Consider the following 18831-nt stretch of genomic DNA (forward strand, 5'->3'; position numbering starts at 1 on the left):
TGTCATCGGTCCTCCGAAGTTCCGTCGGCTCCGGCCGACGGTTCGCTGCTGTCAGGTGAGTCCCCGAACCGCGCCTCGCTCGAGCTGAAGAAGGCGCCCATCCACTCACCGGCCTCCTCGGCCGTCTGGGCGGGGCCGGAGGCCTGGGTACGGGACTCCTGGCTGGGCTTCTTGGTCCGGTCGTCGGGCACGTCCGCCTCTCCACGGCGTGATCGCCGCTGCGGAAGCGCAGCCGGCTCGGGGAACTCGTCGTCCTCGGGGCGGGCGGACCCAGGGCGCAAGGGCAGCTCGCCAGGGGCCTTCGCCGGGGCACCTGCCACAGGCGTCTCCTCCTCGTCGTCGACCACGTCGCCGGGCGCGTTCAGCGGCTCGACGGGTACAACGGTCGCCGCGTCGGGTGCGGCGGGAGCCGGCCACTCGTCGTCGGCGGCAGGCTTCGCCGTGGGCAGCTCGGTCGGGAGCGGAGCCTCGGCGACGGCGGTGGCGGCACGGCTGGAGGCCAGCGCGGCGACACCCGTCGACGGGACGTGGGCGCTCGGCAGCGTGGCGGCGGGCGTGAGCATCCCCGTCGGCACGACGGCCTCTGTGAGCTCTGCCGGGATCATGACGATGGCGCGCAGGCCGCCGTACACCGACTCGGTGACGTCCACGCGGAACCCGTGGCGGCGCGCGTAGGTGCCGACGACGGCGAGACCCGTCTGCGGGATCTCGCCCAGCTCGGTGATGCTGATCTCGCGCTTGCCGGAGGCGATGTCACGGGCCTGCTCGAGCTGCTTGAGGTCGAGGCCCACGCCGCAGTCGTCGATCTCGATGACGGCACCACGCTGCACCTGCCGGAGCGCCACGAGGACCTGGGTGGTGGGCGGCGAGGACTGCGTGGCGTTGGACAGCAGCTCTGCCACGAGGTGGATGAGCGGCTCGACGATGCGGGCCGAGACGGCGACGCCGGGGTCACCAGACACCTCGACGCGGTGGAACGCGGTGATGCGGCTCGCGGCACCCTTGACGACGTCGGGCAGCGGGAGGGGCTCGCTCCACTGCTGGCCCGGCCACTCGCCGCACAGCGCAGCGAGACTCTGCGCCTGGCGGGCCTGCTGGGCCGCCGCGTGGTCGACGCGCATGGAGGTCTGCAGGATGTCCGGGTCAGTGGGGTGGCGCTGCACCATGCGCGCCGCCTCCTCCTGGATGCGGTGCGCGGCGGCCTGGACCTTGCGGCTCAGGGCGACCACCGCCACCTGCACGGCGTCGCGGCGGGCGACGCGCTCCTCCTGCACCCGGGCGAGCATGGCGGCCGCCTCGTCGAGCCGGGCCTGCGCGCCCGCGTCGCCGGGGAGGTTCGGCAGCGGCGGGGCGGGCTCGCTCTCGAGGAACGCGGGGAGCTGCTCCTTCGCCAGGGCGTCGAGCGCGGCGGAGGCCGCCGCGGCGCGCTCCTCGGCCCTGCGGTGGGCGAGGACCAGGTCGTCGTGCGCCGCGAGGTCGTCACGCGAGGACCGCGCGGCGATGAGGGCTGCCGCGATGGCCAGGCCGACGGCGGCGATGCCGACGAGCCAGGCGGGCCACGTGGAGCTGGCCCCGGTAGCTGTGAACAGGACAGGTGCCACGAGCACGTAGGCAAGCACGCCGGCGACGCACACCCAGGGCGCCACCTGGCGCAGCCTGCTCGGCGGAGGAGAAGAAGACATCGAGCTCACCGAGCCGATCCCCCTAATAGTTGTCTCGTCAGAGTTTGGGAAGACCGGACACGGCGGATGCCGCGGCCTGCTCCTCGAACTCGGCTGAAGAGGGCGAACAACCCCCTGGACTGCAGTTTCTACCACAGGGCATCCCGGGCGTGGAAGGCCACGGCCGTGGTGCGAGCAGCGAAAATATGTGCCAGTGAGGAACGGGAACGGACCGGGGCGCGGCAAGCCCTCAAAACGGCAAAAATCGGGCACTCTTGGTTCAGGTGCACGGCAAGTGCCCTGGTAGCGGCGGGTGCGGCGACCGGCCGCGTAGGGTGCTCACCATGAGCGCCGAGCACACCCAGACCGCCCCCCGATCCGCTCTCCCGACCACCCCGCTCGACCCGGCGGAGACCGACCCGTTCGCCTGGCTCGAGGACGTCGAGGGCGACCAGGCCCTCGACTGGGTGCGCGCGCGCAACGCGCACAGCGCTGCCGCCCTCGGCGGCCCTGCCTTCACCGAGACCGAGCGCGCGGTGCGCGAGGTCCTCGACTCCGACGACAAGATCCCCCACGTCGCGAAGGTCGGAGAGCACTACTACAACTTCTGGCAGGACGCCGAGCACCAGCGCGGCCTGTGGCGCCGCACCACGCTCGACTCCTACCGGACCGACGACCCCGAGTGGGAGATGGTGCTCGACCTCGACGCCCTCGGGGCGCAGGAGGGTGAGAGCTGGGTCTGGCACGGCGCGAGCGTCCTGCGCCCGACGCCGGAGCAGCTCGCAGCGGGCGAGCCGCGCAGGCACGCGCTGATCGACCTGTCGCCCGGCGGCTCCGACTCCGACGTGACGCGCGAGTTCGACCTGGTCACCAAGCAGTTCGTGGCCGAGGCCGACGGCGGGTTCGTCCGCCCGCAAGCCAAGGGCGGCATGTCCTGGATCGACGCGGACACCGTCTACGTCTACACGGACTTCGGCGAGGGCACCATGACGCCGTCGGGCTACCCGCGGCAGGTGAAGCGGTGGCGGCGCGGCACGCCGCTCGCCGAGGCGACCCTCGTCTACGAGGGCGCGGAGCAGGACCTGTCCATCAGCGCGTCCCGCTCGCACACCCCCGGCTTCGAGCGCGACCTGGTGCACCGCGCGCTGCGGTTCTACGCCAGCGAGACCTACCTGGCGACCGGCGTCGGCACGCCGGACCAGACCCTCACGAAGATCGACGTGCCGGACTCGGCGAACGTCGGCCTGCACCGCGAGTGGATGCTCGTGCGGCTGCGCGACGACTGGACGCTCGGCGAGCGGACCTACCGCGCGGGGTCCCTGCTGGCCGCCCCGTTCGACGACTTCATGGCCGGGTCCCGCGACCTGACGGTGCTCTTCGAGCCGACGCCGACCACCTCGCTCGCCGGGATCACCTGGACCCGGAACCACCTCGTGCTCAACGTGCTCGACGACGTGAAGAACCTGCTGCACGTGCTGACGCCGCCGACGGCGCCGGGCGACGGCTCGGCGGACGGCGGCCCGGCCGACGGCGGCCCGGCCGACGGCGGCTCGACCGCCGGCGAGTGGGTCCGCTCCGAGCTGCCCGTAGGCGGCGAGCTGCTCACGGTCGGCGTCGGCGCGGTGGACGTCGTCGACTCCGACGACGTGTGGGTGGTCACCACCGGGTACCTGACGCCGTCGACGCTGGCACGCGCCGTCGTCGACGGACCAGGTACGGAGCCGGGAGCGCCCGAGGTGCTCAAGTCGGCGCCGTCCTACTTCGAGACGGCAGGTCTGGAGGTCCGCCAGCAGTTCACGGAATCGGACGACGGCACGCGCGTCCCGTACTTCGTCGTCGGCCGGTCGGAGCTGCTCTCCGGCCAGAACGGTCCTGCGCCCACGCTGCTGTGGGGCTACGGCGGGTTCGAGCACGCGATCCTGCCCGGGTACTCGGGCACGATCGGGCGCGCGTGGCTGGACCGCGGCGGGGTGTACGCCGTCGCGAACATCCGGGGCGGCGGCGAGTACGGGCCGGCCTGGCACCAGGCCGCGCTGAAGGAGCACCGGCACCGCGCGTACGAGGACTTCGCGGCCGTCGCGCGGGACCTGGTCGCCCGGGGGATCACCGTCCCCGCGCGGCTCGGCATGGAGGGCCGCTCCAACGGCGGCCTGCTCGCCGGCAACATGCTCACGCAGTACCCGGAGCTGTTCGGGGCGATCATCGTGGGCGTCCCGCTGCTGGACATGAAGCGGTACTCGCACCTGCTGGCCGGCGCGTCCTGGATGGCCGAGTACGGCGACCCGGACACCGACGAGTGGGAGTTCCTCCAGAAGTACTCGCCGTACCACCTGTTCGACGCCGCGCGGGACTACCCCCCGGTGCTGTTCACGACGTCGACAAAGGACGACCGCGTGCACCCCGGCCACGCCCGCAAGATGGCGGCGCTCATGCTGGCCGCGGGCAAGGACGTGACCTACTACGAGAACATCGAGGGCGGTCACGGCGGCGCGGCGGACAACAAGCAGGCGGCGTACATGGCGGCCACCCACTGGACGTTCCTCTGGAACCGCCTGACGGAGACGGCGCGGTAGCGGACCTTCCGCTTTGAGTCCGAGGTTTCATCGCTGTGGAGGGTCCCACAGCGAAGAAACCTCGGACTCGAAGGGGAGGCTGGTCAGGCCTCCGCCTTCTCCGCGAGGGCCTCTGCCACGCGGCCCAGGTTGGCCAGTTCCGCGCGGTGGGCGTCCGTCGAGCCGAGCGCCCGGCGCGGCGCCGCCAGCAGCGTCACGTCGGCGAGCTGCGCGGCGGGCAGGCCGATCCGCCGCCACGGCCGCCCGACGACGTCGGCGAGCTCGCCGAGCGCAGGTCCCGCACACTGCGAGACCTGCGCCGGCGGCAGCCCCGCCCACAGCGTCGTGCCGCGCTCGACGGCGCGGGCGATCAGCTCCCAGGCCTGCTCGTTCCAGCCGCCCGGTCCGACGTCGGCCAGGTCGAGGCCCAGCGCATCGGCGCCGGCGAGGACGACGGGCGGCACGCCCACCCACGTGCCCCCGAGGTGCACGACCGACCGCGCGCCGGCGTCCCGGACCGCCGCGAGCACCGGCTCCAGCCCGCCGACGATCTCCGGCCCCGCGACGGCGCGGAGCCGCGAGTAGCCCGAGAACGTCGGCAGCACACCGGCGTGCACCTGGCCGAGCAGGGGCTCCGCGAGCTGCACGGTCACCTCGGCGCCGGGCACCTGGGCGGTGAGCTCTGACACCAGCGTGCGCAGGCCGTCGGCGAGGGCCAGGGCCAGGTCGGCGCGGGCGCCGTCGTCGGCGAGGACGCGGTCCCCGCGGGCCGACCAGAGCTGGGCCGCCAGCGTCCAGGGCCCCAGCAGCTCGACGGCGAGCGGGCCCGCGTGGCCGTGCGCCGCGATCGCGAGCACACCGAGGTCCTCGCGCCAGAACGCCTCCGCCCGCCGCGCGTCGGCGCCGGGCCGGTCGGTCAGCTTCCAGCCGTGGGGGCCCAGCTCGATCGGCATCTCGGTGAGCCGGGACGCCGTCCGGCCCAGGATGTCGGCGCCCGGGCCGCGCTGGGTGAGCTGCGTCAGGAACGGCACGGCGTCGACGCCGGTCGGCAGCTCGGCCAGCTCGCCGAGCGCCGTCTGCTGCGCCTCCAGCACGTCGCGCTCGCCGCCGGGCCACGGCCCGTGCCCGCTCACTGCCGCCATCAGCTCTCCTCGTTCTGGGGGTCCCGCATCGTCCGACGCCGAGCCGCGGCCGGGTCGCGCTGCCGCGTCGCCGTCCCGCTGTGGTGCTGATTCTCCCGGACTCGACGCCGGGCGCGGTACGCCCCGGGCGGCGACCGGCCCGCTACCTCGCGGCGGCCGCGCGCCAGGCACGAGACACGGTCGCCTGACCCAGCACCCGGGTGCCGCGGTACACCACTACCGACTGGCCCGCCGCGACCCCGCGCAGGGGCGTGCCGGTCAGTTCGATCTCCATCGCCGGGGTCCCGTCGGCGGTCACCGCGCGGACCCGCGCGGCCACGGGAGCCCCGTGGGCGCGGACCTGCACCTCGGCGTCGAACCACTGCTCCGCCGGGTGCTCGGCCAGTACGCCGTCGAACCACAGGGCCTTCTCCCCCGCGATCCGGTCCACGGTCAGCAGCTCGGCCGGGCCCACGACCACGGTGTTCGTGGTGGGCTGCACGTCCACGACGTACCGCGCCCTGCCGTCGGCGGCCGGGCGGCCCAGGCCGAGGCCCTTGCGCTGGCCCACGGTGAACGCGTAGGCGCCGTCGTGCTCGCCCACCACCGCGCCGTCGACGTCCACCACCGCTCCCGGGCGGGAGCCCAGGCGGGACCGCAGGAAGCCGCGGGTGTCGCCGTCGGCCACGAAGCAGATGTCGTAGGAGTCGGGCTTGGCGGACACGGACAGGCCGCGCCGCGCGGCCTCGGCCCGCACCTCGTCCTTGGACGCGAAGCCGCCCAGCGGGAACATCGCGCGCGCGAGCCGCTCGGGGCCGGCCACGGCCAGCACGTACGACTGGTCCTTGGCGTCGTTCGGCGAACGGTGCAGCTCGCGCACGACGCGCGGGCCATGCTGCCCGGTGGCGCCCTGCCCCGCGCCGTCGCCGGGGCCGTCGGACGCGACCTCCCGGGTGACGATCCGCGCGTAGTGGCCCGTCGCGACGGCGTCGAACCCGAGGGCGGTCGCCTTGTCGAGCAGCGCCTCGAACTTGATGTGCTCGTTGCAGCGCACGCACGGGTTGGGGGTGCGGCCGGCCTCGTACTCCGAGAGGAAGTCGGCCACGACGGTGTCCTCGAACCGCTCGGACAGGTCCCACACGTAGTAGGGGATGCCGAGCACGTCGGCGGCCCGGCGTGCGTCGCCGGCGTCCTCGATGGAGCAGCAGCCGCGCGAACCCGTGCGGAACTGGTCCCGGTTCCGGGACAGCGCCATGTGCACGCCGACGACGTCGTGCCCCGCCTCGACCGCGAGCGCCGCCGCGACCGCGGAGTCCACGCCGCCGGACATGGCGGCCAGCACCCTCATGCCCCGCCTCCGATCGCGCGTCCCGACACCAGGCCCGCCGCCTGGGCGCGGGCCACGACCTGTGGCAGCGCGTCCACCAGCCGGTCGACGTCGGACTCGGTGGACGTCGCCCCGAGCGTGAAGCGCAGGGCGCCCCGGGCCTCGGCCTCCGGCACACCCATCGCGAGCAGCACGTGCGACGGCTGCGGCACGCCCGCCTGGCACGCCGACCCGGTGGAGGCCTGCACACCGGCCGAGTCGAGCAGGTAGAGCAGGGAGTCGCCCTCGGCGCCGGGGAAGGTGAAGTGCGCGTTGCCGGGCAGGCGGTCGGCCGGCTCCCCCGAGGGGTCGGGGTCGTTCGTCGTGCGGGACGTCGGGTCGGGGCCCCGCAGCACCGCCGACGGCGCGACGGCGCGCACCCGGGCGACCAGGTCGTCGCGCAGGGCGGCCAGGCGTGCGGCGCGGTCGGGCAGGCAGTCGACGGCGTGGCGCGCCGCGACACCGAAGGCCGCTATCGAGGCGACGTCGAGCGTCCCGGACCGCACCCCGCGCTCCTGGCCGCCGCCGTGCAGCACGGCGTCGAGCGCCAGGTCGCGCTTGGCCAGCAGGGCGCCGACGCCGACGGGGCCGCCGAGCTTGTGGCCGGTGACGGTCATGGCGTCGACGCCGGACTCGGCGAAGTCCACGGCGGTCTGGCCGACGGCCTGCACGGCGTCGGTGTGCACGGGGATGCCGTACGGGCGCGCGGCGCGCACGACGTCGCGCACGGGCTGGATGGTGCCGACCTCGTTGTTGGCCCACATCACGCTGATCAGCGCCGTCTCGGCGGCGTGGGCGGCGAGCTCTGCGCGCAGGGCGTCGAGCTGGAGCCGGCCGTCGGCGTCGACGGGCAGCAGCACGATCTCGGCGCCGGCGTGCCCGGCGAGCCAGAACGCGGGGTCGAGCACGGCGTGGTGCTCGACGGCGGAGACCAGGATCCGGGTGCGGCGCGTGTCCTGCGCGCGGCGTCCCCAGAAGATGCCCTTGATCGCCAGGTTGTCCGCCTCGGTGCCGCCGGACGTGAAGATGACCTCGCTGGGCCGGGCGCCCAGCGCCTGCGCGAGCGTCTCGCGTGCCTCCTCGACGGCCCGCCGCGACGTCCGGCCCGCGGAGTGCAGCGACGACGCGTTGCCGGTGCGCTGCGCCTCGGCGACGAACGCCGCGAGCGCCGCTGCCGACATGGGCGTGGTCGCGGCGTGGTCGAGATAGGCGCCGTCCGGCTCGCGGGACGCCTCACCGTGCGCGCCGCTGGCCGTCAGGGCCATACGCACAGGCTCAGGGGAATTGATCACGGTCATCAAGTCTACGAACGCCCGAACCCTCCAATAGCATCCCGGAGATGTGACGCTCGATCGAGGTGGTCGGCAAAAAGTCAGGTGATCGGCAGCTTGGACTGCCGATCACCTGACTTTTTGCCGACCACGTCGGCCTTAGCCGGATCCCAAATCAGCGGCGGGTGCGGTAGACCTGGACCACCGTCGGGCGGGGGCCGCTGAAGTCGCCCGCCTCCGGGGTGGTGCCCGCGGGGACGTAGTCCGGGAAGTAGGACTGCGGCGCGGCGAACGAGCCGTCCTCGCCCGGGTGCTGCACGTTCACGTAGACCATGCCGTCGCGCGAGTCGACCAGCGGGCCGCAGGTCTCGGCGCCGGCGGGCACCGAGAGGAACTGCTGGACGTGGCCGCGCTCGCGCCCGGCGACGGGCACCTTGAACAGCCCGTCGCACTTGGCGATGGCGGACGAGCTCGGGGCGCCGTCGGTCGAGATCCAGAGGTTGCCCTCGGCGTCGAACGCGAGGTTGTCCGGGCACGAGATCGGCGAGACCCGGTCCTTGGGGTAGCCCGAGAAGTACGTGCCCTCGACGGCGGGGTCGCCCGCCACCAGCAGCAGGTTCCACGTGAACCGGGTGGAGGTCTGGTCGCCGGACGGGATGATCTCGACCACGTGGCCGTCCCGGTTGCCGTTGGTGGTGACGCCGCCCACGACCTTGCGGGTGCGCGGGTTGGGCTCCGTTGCGCCCTCGACCGTGTTGGTCGGGGTGCGGCCGGAGTTGTTCGTGCACGCGACGTAGATGCGGCCGGTGACGGGGCTGATCTCCACGTCCTCCGGGCGGTCCATCTTGGTGGCGCCGACCTTGTCCGCGGCCAGGCGCGTGTAGACCAGCACCTCCTCGACGGACATCCCGGCCACCTGGCTCTCGCCGTCGAGCACGAGCGGGAGCCACTCGCCGGTGCCGTCGAAGGCGCCGTCGGACGGGACCGCGCCGGAGCCGTCGATCTCGGCGGCCGGCGAGTCGCCGGTGAACTTCGCGACGAACAGGTCGCCCTCGGACAGGAGCGTCTTGTTGTGGGCGCGGGCCCAGTGCGAGTCGCCCTTGGCCACGCGCTCCTTGGAGACGAACTTGTAGATGTAGTCGAACGCCTGGTCGTCGCCCATGTACGCGACGGCGTGGCCGCGGCGGGACAGCGTGACGTTCGCGCCCTCGTGCTTGAACCGGCCCATCGCGGTGTGCTTGACGGGCTTGGCGTGCGGGTCGTACGGGTCGAGCTCGACGATCCAGCCGAACCGGTTGGCCTCGTTCTCGTAGCCCTCGGACTGGGCGAACCGCGGCTCGTCCTTCTCCCAGCCGTAGCTGGTGGTGCTGCCGATGCCGTAGCGGGCGTCGGCGGTCGGGTTGGCGCCGGCGGCCACGAAGTAGCCGTTGAAGTTCTCCTCGCCCGACAGCACGGTGCCCCACGGCGTGGTGCCGCCCGCGCAGTTGTTCATGGTGCCGAACACGCGGGTGCCCGTCGGGTCGGCGACGGTCTTGAGGAGGTCGGATCCGGCGGCCGGGCCGTCGAGCACGAACTCGGTGCCCAGGTGAATACGACGGTTCAGGTAGCTGATCCGCTGGTAGTCCCACGGCTTGCCCGTGGAGCGGCGCCGCACCTCGACGACGGCCATGCCGTGCGCGGCGCGCTCGATCGCGCGGGCGTACGCGTTCTTGGTGCGGCTGCCGTCGGCAGCGAAGTCCCAGTACCGCTCCGTGGGCGGGAGCATGGTCTCGGCGTTGGTGTACTCCAGGTTCGACACCAGGATCCCGCGGGTGCCGCGGCTCTTCTCGCCGGGCCGGATCGGGAGGATGTCGAGGTAGTCGCAGTTGTAGCCGAACTGCTTGGCCTGCTGCTCGGGCGACTGGTTGTTCGGGTCGAACGTGCGCGCGCCCGGGAGGATCGGGTCACCCCAGCGGATGATCGGGTCCCAGGTGTAGCCGTCCGGCACGACCAGCTCGTCGACGTCGACGGGCTGCGGGTCGATGGCACCGAAGGCGAGCCCGCCGCCGTGGCCGGGGAAGCGCCCCTCGGGCAGGGTCGCGGCAGCGGCGGACGGCGCGCCGGCGCCCTGCGCCCCGATCACCACGGCGCCGGCGGCGACCGCCAGCGTGCCGAGCATCGCGCGGCGCGACAGCACCGAGCTCACGACATCCTTGAAGTACTCGTTCGCGCTCTCGTTGGGAGCGGGGTGGAGGCACGCGTCATTGCACTTGAGACGACAGGTCACAGGGCTGCGCTTGCCACGCGCATGCGTGTGCACAGTCAGCAGCGGGCGGTTCTCAGGGGCGATCGTCATCGGAGTTTCTCCGGTCCGAGCGGGGGGTTAGGACGTCGTCAACCTAGGAGCAGGCGGTGTCTCGGCCACGAAAGGCCAGGTACGCCCAGGTGAACGGGACGTGTCCAGGAGGTTGTCCCGGCGCACTTCACCCGGCGCTCAGCCGAGCATCGCGCGGCTCGTGACGTCGCGCCACCCCTCGGCCCGCAGGAGCTGCTCCGCACCGCGCGACCGCAGCCCGCGCTCGCACACGACGACCACCGGGCCGTCGAGCGGATGGTCCAGCAGCTCGGGCGGAAGGTTTCCGGCCGCGAGGTCCTCCAGCTTCGCGAACACCGCGCCGGGCACGGCGCCCGGGCGGAGGCCGACGTCGAGCAGCAGGACGCCGGGAGCGGGCGGGGTCGCGCGGTCCACGTCCGACGGCACCGCGCGGCCCGCGTCCGACGGCGCGGCCAGCTCGATCGTGTCCGACGGCGGCGCCGCGCTCGAGTCCTCTGCGGAGTCCCACGACGGAGCGAGGTCGTCGTCGGGCAACGGCGCGGCCAGCTCGATCGTGTCCCAGGCGGAGGTGCGCGCGTCGTACGCCAGCAGTCGGCCAAGTGCCGGGTCCCCCGTCCCGCTCAGCAGCTTGACGGCCTCGACAGCCATGGTCGAGCCCACGACGCCGCACGCCGGGCTCAGCACGCCCACCGTCGCGCACGACTCCCCCTCCGGCGGCTGCGGGCCGAACACGTCGGGGTAGGTGATCGCCCGCCCGTCCGGCGCCGCCGACCAGAAGACGCTCACCTGGCCGTCCCAGCCCAGCACGGTGCCCCAGACGACGGGCAGACCGAGGTCGGCGGCCGCGGCGGACACCGCGTAACGCGTCTCGAACGTGTCCGAGCCGTCGACCACGAGGTGGTACCCACTGAGGATCGACACGGCGTTGCCGCGCGTCAGCCGCTCCCGGTGCGCGATCACCTCGACCTCCGGCGCCAGCCCGCGCAGCACCTCCGCCGCCGACGCCGTCTTGTCGCGCCCGACGTCGTCCGCCGAGTGGAGCACCTGACGCTGCAGGTTGGAGGCATCCACGACGTCGTCGTCCACGATGCCCAGCGCGCCGACGCCCGCCGCGGCGAGGTACTGGAGCACCGGCGACCCGAGGCCGCCCGCCCCGATCACCACGACCCGCGACGCCGCGAGCCGCTCCTGCGCCGCGAGACCGAACCCGTCCAGCAGCAGGTGCCGGGCGACCCGGCGGCGCTCGGCGGGCCCGAGCGACGGCGCGGCGGTCAGGACGTGCGACACGAACGGCTCCACCACGCCATTCCACCACGCCGGGGCGGCCTGATCGTAGGCCGCCGGCGACTCGTCTTTTTCGAGACCCGGCGACCCGGCAGCCCTCACCGACCCCGCGGCCCGGCACCGCGGCCCGGCACCGCGGCCCGGCACCGTGCGCCGGCACCGTGCGCCGGCACCGTCAGCCCTTGTGCTTGCGGATCTCCGCGGCGGCCTGCGGGAGGACGTCGGCGAGCTGGCCCACGACGGCGAAGTCGCAGATCTCGAAGATCGGCGCCTCCGGGTCGCTGTTCACCGCGACGATCACCTGCGAGGCCTGCATGCCCCCGCGGTGGTGCGGGGCGCCCGAGATGCCGGCGCCGATGTAGACGCGCGGGGCGACCGTGACACCGGTCTGCCCCACGTAGGTGTCCCACCAGCCTTCGAACGCGGCGTCACGCGACGCGCCGACGGCGGCGCCGAGCGCGTCCGCGAGGTCCTCGACGGGGCCGAAGTCGCCATCGGTGCCCCGCCCGCCCGCCACGACGACCGCTGCCTGGTCCAGCGGCGGACGCCCGCTCGTGTCCGCCTTGACCTCCCGCGACACGAGCGACACCGCGGACGGCGCCACCTCGACGGCGAAGCCCTCCGTCACCGGCTCGACGGCGGCGGGCGCGGGCTGCGCGACCGCTGAGTTGGCCCGGACGGTGACCACGGCGACGTCGGTGGTCACCGTGCACTCGGTGTCCCACGAGCCGGCGAAGACCCGCTTGCCTGCCACGACCCGGCCGTCCTGCTCGCGCACCGAGGCGGCGTCGATGACGAGACCAGCCCCGAGCGAATAGGCCGTGAGCGCCGCCGCCTCCTTCGCGGCGAACGACGTGGGCAGCAGCACGAGGTCGGCGTCGGTGAGCCGCACGGCGGCGGCCAGCCCGGCGGCGACGACGGCGGGCAGGTGCACCTCGTCACCGCTCACGCAGGCGCCGTCGCGGGCGAGCTCGGCCTGGTGCACGGTCTCCACGCCGTAGGCGCCGAGCTGCGCGAGCACCTCGACGGTGGGCGCCTCCAGGGCGACCGCCTCGACCCGGCCGAGGCCGCGGGCGATGGTGAGCAGCTCGAGCACGCTGGTGCGGACCTCGGTCGCGGGGTCGAGCAGGACCAGGACTGTGCGGTTGGTCATCAGGTCTCCTCCGGCCGATCAGACCAGGTCGTTGCGGATCAGGAAGTCAGCCAGCGCCACGCCGCCCTCGCCCTTGTCGGTGACGATCACGGGCTCGGCGCGCTCCGGGCGCGGGGCCGCCGACAGCACCTCGGTGCGGGCACCCGCGCCGCCCGCCACGGCGGGGTCGAGCCCGAGGTCGGCCGGGGACCACACCTCGATCTCCTTGCTGCGCGCCGCCATGATGAGCTTGAAGCCGGGGAACCTGGGCTGGTTGGCCGCGTCGGTCACGGACAGGACGGCGGGCAGCGGCGCGGACAGCCGCTCGGTGACGTCGTCGATCTCGCGGGTGATCGTGAGCACGCCGTCGGCCAGCTCGACCTTCTTGGCGAGGTTCAGGGTGGGCAGGCCGAGCTCGGCACCGAGCAGGGTCGGGACCACGGAGCCCAGGCCGTCGAGGGCGGCCATGCCGGTCACCACGAGGTCCACCGGCGCCTCCTCGCCGAGCTTGCGCACGGCCGCGGCGAGCACCGCGGCGGTGCCGAAGTAGTCGGAGCCGGCCAGGGCGTCGTCGGACACGCGGATGCCGCGGTCCACGCCGAGCTGGAACGCCTTGCGGAGCGCGAGGTCGCCGTCGGGGCCGGCCATGGTGACCACGACCACCTCGCCCTCGGACGGCCCGAGGCGGCCGGACTCCCGCTCGGCCTCGACCAGCCGGAGGGCGGCCTCGATGGCGTTCTCGTCCAGCTCGTTGAGGGTGCCGTCGTCGGCGTTGCGCAGGACCCGACCGTCGGCGAAACCGCGTGCGGTGTTGATGTCCGGGACGTACTTGGCGGTGACGACGATGCGCATGGGGTCAACGGTACGACGTCCGGCGGAGTGGGACGGATCTTGTCCACAGGCCCGGCTGTGACGGTGGGACCACGGTCCGCCCGCCTGCGACGATGGGGGCATGGTCGACTCATCGCGAGCGGAAGCACCACGAGCGCTGGCACCACTGGCGGAGCCGCAGCGGGCGCCGGGCGACCCGGTGCCGCGGCCCGTCGTCCGGCCGCTCATCCGGCCCACGGCCCGCCGCAGCCACGTCCCGCCGCTCGGCGTGTACGTCACGCCCGACGGCGGGGTCGACGCCGCCGTCCTCGCCTCTCACGCGACTGCCGTCGACCTGTGCCTCATCGACGTGACGGACCCCGCCCTGAACGAGCACGACCCGAACCGGTACACCGAGCGGCGGTTCGAGATGGTGGGCCCGGTGTACGGCGTCTGGCACACGCACGTCCCCGACGTCGCGCCGGGCCAGCGCTACGGCTTCCGGGTGTACGGGCCGTGGGACCCGCGCGCCGGGATGCGGCACAACCCGGCCAAGCTGCTCGCCGACCCGTACGCCCGCGGGTTCGCCGGCCGGCTGCGGTACGGGCCGGAGGTGGTGGGCTCCGTGAGCACCCAGCACGCGGACGGCTGGTGGCGCGGCGACCCGTACGGTCCGGCGGACGAGAGCGACTCGCTGGCGTACGTGCCGCACTCCGTCGTCGTCGGCGAGCTGCCGCCGCCCCCTCCCCTGACGCGGCCGCGCGTGCCCTGGGCCGAGACCGTGATCTACGAGGCGCACGTGCGTGGCCTGACGATGCTCCGCGAGGACGTGCCGGCCGAGCTGCGCGGCACGTACGCGGGGGCGGCGCACCCGGCCGTCGTCGAGCACCTGAAGAGCCTCGGCGTGACCACGCTGGAGCTGCTGCCGATCCACAAGAGCGTGGCCGAGCCCCGCCTGGCCGCCCAGGGTCTGCCGAACTACTGGGGCTACAACACGCTCGGCTTCTTCGCACCCAACGCCGCCTACGCGACGCGGGCGGCGCAGGAGCAGGGCGCCGAGGCCGTGCTCGACGAGGTGCGCGGCATGGTGCACCTGCTGCACGAGGCGGGAATCGAGGTGCTGCTCGACGTGGTCTACAACCACACCTGCGAGGGCGGCGACGACGGGCTGCACCTGGCCTGGCGCGGCCTCGACAACCCGGTCTACTACCTGCACGACGGCGCGTCGCCCGCCGCCCTCGCGGACGTCACTGGCACGGGCAACTCGCTGGACTTCCGGCGGCCGCGCGTGATCCAGCTGGCGCTGGACTCGCTGCGCTACTGGGCCGAGACGGTCGGCGTGGACGGGTACCGGTTCGACCTGGCGGTGACGCTGGGCCGCGGCACCGTCGGCTTCGACCCGGACCACCCGTTCCTGGTGGCGCTGCAGACGGATCCGGTGCTGTCCGGCCTCAAGCTGGTGGCCGAGCCGTGGGACGTGGGGCCCGGCGGCTGGCAGACCGGGTCGTTCCCGCCGCCCATGGCGGAGTGGAACGACCGGTTCCGCGACGCCGCGCGCGGGTTCTGGCTGAACGCGCCCAAGCAGGGCGCGCGGGGCGAGGAGATGCGGGGGCTGCGCGACCTGGCCACGCGCCTGGCCGGGAGCGCCGACCTGTTCGGGCCGGGCGACCCGCCGCTGGTCCGCGGGCCCGTCGCGTCGGTCAACTACGTGACGGCGCACGACGGCTTCACGCTCGCCGACCTGGTGGCCTACGACCACAAGCACAACGAGGCCAATCGCGAGGACAACCGCGACGGGTCGGACAACAACCTGTCGTGGAACCACGGCATCGAGGGCCACACGCCGTCGGGCGACGACGCCACCACCGAGCCCTGGCAGGCGATCGTGCCGCCGCGGCGCCGGTCGCAGCGCAACCTGCTGGCGATGCTGCTGCTCTCGGCGGGCACGCCCATGCTCACGGCGGGCGACGAGCTGGGCCGCACCCAGGGCGGCAACAACAACGCGTACGTCCAGGACAACGAGACGTCGTGGGTGCGGTGGGCGGTGGACCAGGCGGGCGCCGACCTGCTGGCGACCACGCGGTACCTCCTGCGCCTGCGGCGCGAGCATCCTGCGCTGCGCGCCGACTCCTTCTACCTGGGCTCGCCCCGGCCGCACGAGTCGGACCCGGACCTGCTCTGGTACTCCGAGAAGGGCGAGCCGATGGAGCCGGCGACCTGGAACGAGCCCGGCCGGCGCCTGCTGCAGATGCTGCGGCCCGGGCCCGCCGTCGGCGACGCCGACGTCCTGCTCGTGCTCAACGGCGGCCTGGCCGACGCCACGATGACGCTGCCGCAGACCCGGCCGGCCAGCGCGCCGTGGGAGCTGGTGTGGGACTCGGCGTGGGACGCGCCGGAGGTGCCGCCCGACGAGAAGGGTCCCAGGACGTCGGTGACCCTGGACGCGCTGAGCGTCCAGGTGCTGCTCTCGGCGGGCGAGTGACCCACCTTCACCCCGCGAATACCTCCCGCACGACCCCATGGGAGGTATGTCCTGGTTAAAGTGCGCACATGACTGACTCCGTCCACAACAACGAGGTTGCCGCGGTCGACACGGACGTCATCGTCATCGGCGCAGGGCTCTCCGGGCTCGTCACGGCGACCGAGCTGACGGCGGCGGGCAAGCGGGTGGTCCTGCTCGACCAGGAGCCCGCCGCGTCGCTGGGCGGACAGGCCTGGTGGTCGTTCGGCGGGCTGTTCCTCGTGGACTCCCCCGAGCAGCGCCGCCTCAAGGTCCGGGACTCGTTCGACCTCGCGTTCGCCGACTGGCTCGGCTCCGCCCAGTTCTCGCCCGGGGCCGAGCGCGGCGAGGGACCGGACCGCTTCGGGTACCGGTGGGCCAAGGGATTCGTCGAGTTCGCCGCGGGTGAGATGCGCCCGTGGCTGCGCGCCAAGGGTGTGCGCTGGTTCCCGCTGGTGCAGTGGGCGGAGCGCGGCGGCTACCCGGCCGGCGGGCACGGCAACTCGGTGCCCCGGTTCCACGTCACGTGGGGCACCGGCCCCGCCGTCGTCGAGCCGTTCGTCACCGCGGCGCACGAGGCCAACCGGGCCGGCCTGCTCGACCTGCGCTTGCGGCACCGGGTCACGTCCCTCGTCGTCACGGACGGCGCCGTCACCGGCGTCCGCGCCCAGGTCCTGGCCGACGACGGCGCTGCGCGCGGCGAGCCCTCGAACCGCACGGTGACCGGCGAGGTCGAGCTGTCGGCCCAGGCCGTGGTCGTCGCGAGCGGGGGCATCGGCGCGAACCACGAGCTGGCCCGTGCCCACTGGTCCGCCGACGCCGGGCGTCTCCCGGCGCGGATGCTGTCGGGCGTGCCGGACTCGACGGACGGGCTCATGCTCGGGGTCGCCGCCGCGTCGGGCGCCGCGCTCGTGCACGAGGACCGCATGTGGCACTACCCCGAGGGCATCGCCAACCACTCCCCCGTCTGGTCCAGGCACGGCATCCGGATCCTGCCCGGCCCGTCGTCCCTGTGGCTCGACGCCGACGGCGGCCGCCTGCCCGGCCCGCTGTTCCCCGGCTTCGACGCGCTCGGCGCGCTGCGGCACGTCACCACGCGCGGCGACGACCACTCCTGGTTCGTGCTGAACAAGACGATCATGGAGAAGGAGTTCGCGCTGTCGGGCTCCGAGCAGAACCCCGACCTGACCGGCAAGTCCGTCCCGCTGCTCGTGGAGCGCGTGCGCGGGCGGTCGGTGCCGGTGCGCACCTTCGCGGAGCGGTCGGAGGAGTTCCTCTGGGCGGACACGCCCGCCGAGCTCGCGGCGAAGATGAACGCGCTCACCGATGCCACGGACGGGTCTCGCGGGCATGTGGACGGCGATGCGCTGGCCGCGCTCATCGCGGCCCGGGACGCGCAGGTAGCCACTGGTCTGGGCAAGGACCCGCAGGTCGTGGCGACGTCGGCCGCGCGCCACTTCATCGTGGACAAGGCGATCCGCGTCTCCCCGCCGCGCGCCCTCACCGACCCGAAGGACGGGCCGCTGCTCGCCGTCCGCCTGTCGGTGCTGACCCGCAAGACGCTGGGCGGCCTGTGGTGCGACGAGCAGGGCCGCGCGCTGACCCCGTCCGGCCAGGTGCTGGAGGGCCTGTGGGCCGTCGGCGAGGCCGCCGGCTTCGGCGGCGGCGGGGTGCACGGCCACCGCGCGCTGGAGGGCACGTTCCTGGGCGGCTGCCTCTTCACCGGCCGGACTACGGGACGGGCGCTGGCGGAGGCGTTGTAGTGCGACGCTGGAGTGGCGTGCCTCAGCGACAGGAGGCTATCCTTGACCTACACAGTGACCCCAGATGACGAAAGAGCCCCTGGGCTCGGCGGCACAACCGTCTAGTTGTCTGGGGCGTCGCTGTGTCCGGGGTCAATAGTGCGCAACGCCGACTCCCGCGAAAGCGTGGACCTCACTGCAGATCTTGTTCTGGATCAGCTCGTAGGAACGCGCGTCACCGCGCTCCCAGAGCCTCGTCACCGCCCAGGTGCAGTAGTCCACGGCCTGGAGCGCGAAGTCACTCTCGTCTCGCCAGAACGCAAGCATCCGCTTGACCTTGTACGGCACGCACTCGTTCATCGCCGTGTTGATCGCAGATCGGAACGCCTGTCGTTCCTTACGGGTGCCGAGCGCGGCCGCCACGACCATCAACTGATCCGACGGCTTGAGAACCTCGGCGGCGAGCCCGCTCAGGGGGCCGTTCCAGGCATAGTTGAAGAACGTCGGCGCAGTTGTGTACGTGGAGGGGTCCGCCTTCCGCTTCTCCAGCAGGGTCACGTCGATGCGGAAGTCGACCGCGCCGAGTGCTTCGAACACTGCGTCGCGCACATACTGCGAGTCCTCGGACGCGTGGAACGCGGAGTCCAGGCCGTGACTGCGCCACGCCAGCTCATCACGCAGGTCGCTGAGCGAGGTCCGGAGGGCTCGAAGCCCCACCTCGTCAACGAACAGAGTGCCGACGGCGAAGTACCTCGTCACCTGGGGATGCGCCTGGAACTGCAGATCTCCGCTCTCGTCCGAGAAGAGGTACACGCGGCGGTGCGCATCCTGCGGTGGCCTCCCTGGCTCCGGAGAAGAACTCTGCATTGACGAAGGTTCGCCTGCAACGACAAGTTCCGCATCTTTTCATGTCGTTTGTTGCACATACGCAACGCTAGATACCACTTCGAGATCGATCAGGTGTCTTGCTCAACACGGCCGTGACCCCGCAGTAGGGCGTTCGTCCAGCAGGCTCCGGCGTACCGTCTGCGCGACAGTTCTTGTCCGCCTGAGCCTGCTGAACGGAGGGCAGCAGCAT

12 protein-coding genes are annotated in these 18831 nt (G+C 73.3%); 3 read left to right on the forward strand and 9 right to left on the reverse strand.

Annotation, left to right across the window (positions count from 1 at the left end):
• Window positions 1-2 precede the first annotated feature (2 nt).
• The gene (locus AC0QU1_RS21420; RefSeq protein WP_483572288.1) at window positions 3-1682 is read right to left on the reverse strand and encodes an ATP-binding protein; all 1680 of its coding nucleotides are present in this window, start codon (window positions 1680-1682) and stop codon (window positions 3-5) included.
• A gap of 323 nt (window positions 1683-2005) precedes the next feature.
• Here AC0QU1_RS21420 and AC0QU1_RS21425 point away from each other — a divergent pair, with 323 nt between their 5' ends.
• Window positions 2006-4234 (forward strand): prolyl oligopeptidase family serine peptidase, encoded by a 2229-nt coding sequence (locus AC0QU1_RS21425; protein WP_483572289.1) that lies wholly within the window; start codon window positions 2006-2008, stop codon window positions 4232-4234.
• A gap of 83 nt (window positions 4235-4317) precedes the next feature.
• Here AC0QU1_RS21425 and AC0QU1_RS21430 read toward each other — a convergent pair whose 3' ends face one another.
• The 7 genes from AC0QU1_RS21430 to AC0QU1_RS21460 all read right to left on the reverse strand — a co-directional run bounded on the left by AC0QU1_RS21430 (window position 4318) and on the right by AC0QU1_RS21460 (window position 13553).
• A complete protein-coding gene (locus AC0QU1_RS21430; protein WP_483572291.1) occupies window positions 4318-5355 on the reverse strand; it encodes a uroporphyrinogen decarboxylase/cobalamine-independent methonine synthase family protein in 1038 nt (345 codons plus the stop codon).
• 142 nt (window positions 5356-5497) lie between these two features.
• Window positions 5498-6682: a tRNA 2-thiouridine(34) synthase MnmA gene (gene mnmA, locus AC0QU1_RS21435; RefSeq protein ID WP_483572293.1), complete on the reverse strand. Its 1185-nt coding sequence runs from the start codon at window positions 6680-6682 to the stop codon at window positions 5498-5500.
• Window positions 6679-7965, reverse strand: a complete 1287-nt coding sequence (locus AC0QU1_RS21440; protein ID WP_483572294.1) for a cysteine desulfurase family protein — start codon at window positions 7963-7965, stop codon at window positions 6679-6681. The genes mnmA and AC0QU1_RS21440 overlap by 4 nt, the downstream gene beginning before the upstream one ends.
• A gap of 181 nt (window positions 7966-8146) precedes the next feature.
• The gene (locus AC0QU1_RS21445) at window positions 8147-10306 is read right to left on the reverse strand and encodes a PhoX family protein (protein ID WP_483572296.1); all 2160 of its coding nucleotides are present in this window, start codon (window positions 10304-10306) and stop codon (window positions 8147-8149) included.
• A 138-nt stretch (window positions 10307-10444) separates the two neighbouring features.
• Window positions 10445-11572, reverse strand: coding sequence for a ThiF family adenylyltransferase (locus tag AC0QU1_RS21450; RefSeq protein WP_483572298.1), 1128 nt, complete (start codon window positions 11570-11572; stop codon window positions 10445-10447).
• Between the two features lie 172 nt (window positions 11573-11744).
• Window positions 11745-12722, reverse strand: coding sequence for an electron transfer flavoprotein subunit alpha/FixB family protein (locus AC0QU1_RS21455; RefSeq protein ID WP_483572300.1), 978 nt, complete (start codon window positions 12720-12722; stop codon window positions 11745-11747).
• An 18-nt stretch (window positions 12723-12740) separates the two neighbouring features.
• The gene (locus AC0QU1_RS21460; protein ID WP_483572302.1) at window positions 12741-13553 is read right to left on the reverse strand and encodes an electron transfer flavoprotein subunit beta/FixA family protein; all 813 of its coding nucleotides are present in this window, start codon (window positions 13551-13553) and stop codon (window positions 12741-12743) included.
• Between the two features lie 100 nt (window positions 13554-13653).
• On the opposite strand from AC0QU1_RS21460, the gene glgX reads away from it, so the two are divergent.
• Together glgX and AC0QU1_RS21470 are read left to right on the forward strand one after the other, a co-directional pair.
• Window positions 13654-15993: a glycogen debranching protein GlgX gene (gene glgX / locus AC0QU1_RS21465; RefSeq protein ID WP_483572304.1), complete on the forward strand. Its 2340-nt coding sequence runs from the start codon at window positions 13654-13656 to the stop codon at window positions 15991-15993.
• Window positions 15994-16061: 68 nt separating this feature from the next.
• On the forward strand, window positions 16062-17774 hold the full coding sequence (locus AC0QU1_RS21470) for an FAD-binding dehydrogenase (RefSeq protein ID WP_483572305.1): 1713 nt from the start codon (window positions 16062-16064) through the stop codon (window positions 17772-17774).
• Window positions 17775-17906: 132 nt separating this feature from the next.
• On the opposite strand, the gene AC0QU1_RS21475 is transcribed toward AC0QU1_RS21470, so the two are convergent.
• Window positions 17907-18566, reverse strand: a complete 660-nt coding sequence (locus tag AC0QU1_RS21475) for a DUF3800 domain-containing protein (RefSeq protein WP_483572307.1) — start codon at window positions 18564-18566, stop codon at window positions 17907-17909.
• Window positions 18567-18831 lie beyond the last annotated feature (265 nt).

It is taken from the genome of Promicromonospora noduliphila (assembly GCF_056951025.1).

What these genes read in the sequence shown, in the direction of transcription:
- AC0QU1_RS21420 (WP_483572288.1), bottom strand. Translation starts at nt 1,682, where the DNA reads ATGTCTTCTTCTCCTCCGCCGAGCAGGCTGCGCCAGGTGGCGCCCTGG.
- AC0QU1_RS21425 (WP_483572289.1), top strand. Translation starts at nt 2,006, where the DNA reads ATGAGCGCCGAGCACACCCAGACCGCCCCCCGATCCGCTCTCCCGACC.
- AC0QU1_RS21430 (WP_483572291.1), bottom strand. Translation starts at nt 5,355, where the DNA reads ATGGCGGCAGTGAGCGGGCACGGGCCGTGGCCCGGCGGCGAGCGCGAC.
- mnmA (WP_483572293.1), bottom strand. Translation starts at nt 6,682, where the DNA reads ATGAGGGTGCTGGCCGCCATGTCCGGCGGCGTGGACTCCGCGGTCGCG.
- AC0QU1_RS21440 (WP_483572294.1), bottom strand. Translation starts at nt 7,965, where the DNA reads ATGGCCCTGACGGCCAGCGGCGCGCACGGTGAGGCGTCCCGCGAGCCG.
- AC0QU1_RS21445 (WP_483572296.1), bottom strand. Translation starts at nt 10,306, where the DNA reads ATGACGATCGCCCCTGAGAACCGCCCGCTGCTGACTGTGCACACGCAT.
- AC0QU1_RS21455 (WP_483572300.1), bottom strand. Translation starts at nt 12,722, where the DNA reads ATGACCAACCGCACAGTCCTGGTCCTGCTCGACCCCGCGACCGAGGTC.
- AC0QU1_RS21460 (WP_483572302.1), bottom strand. Translation starts at nt 13,553, where the DNA reads ATGCGCATCGTCGTCACCGCCAAGTACGTCCCGGACATCAACACCGCA.
- glgX (WP_483572304.1), top strand. Translation starts at nt 13,654, where the DNA reads ATGGTCGACTCATCGCGAGCGGAAGCACCACGAGCGCTGGCACCACTG.
- AC0QU1_RS21470 (WP_483572305.1), top strand. Translation starts at nt 16,062, where the DNA reads ATGACTGACTCCGTCCACAACAACGAGGTTGCCGCGGTCGACACGGAC.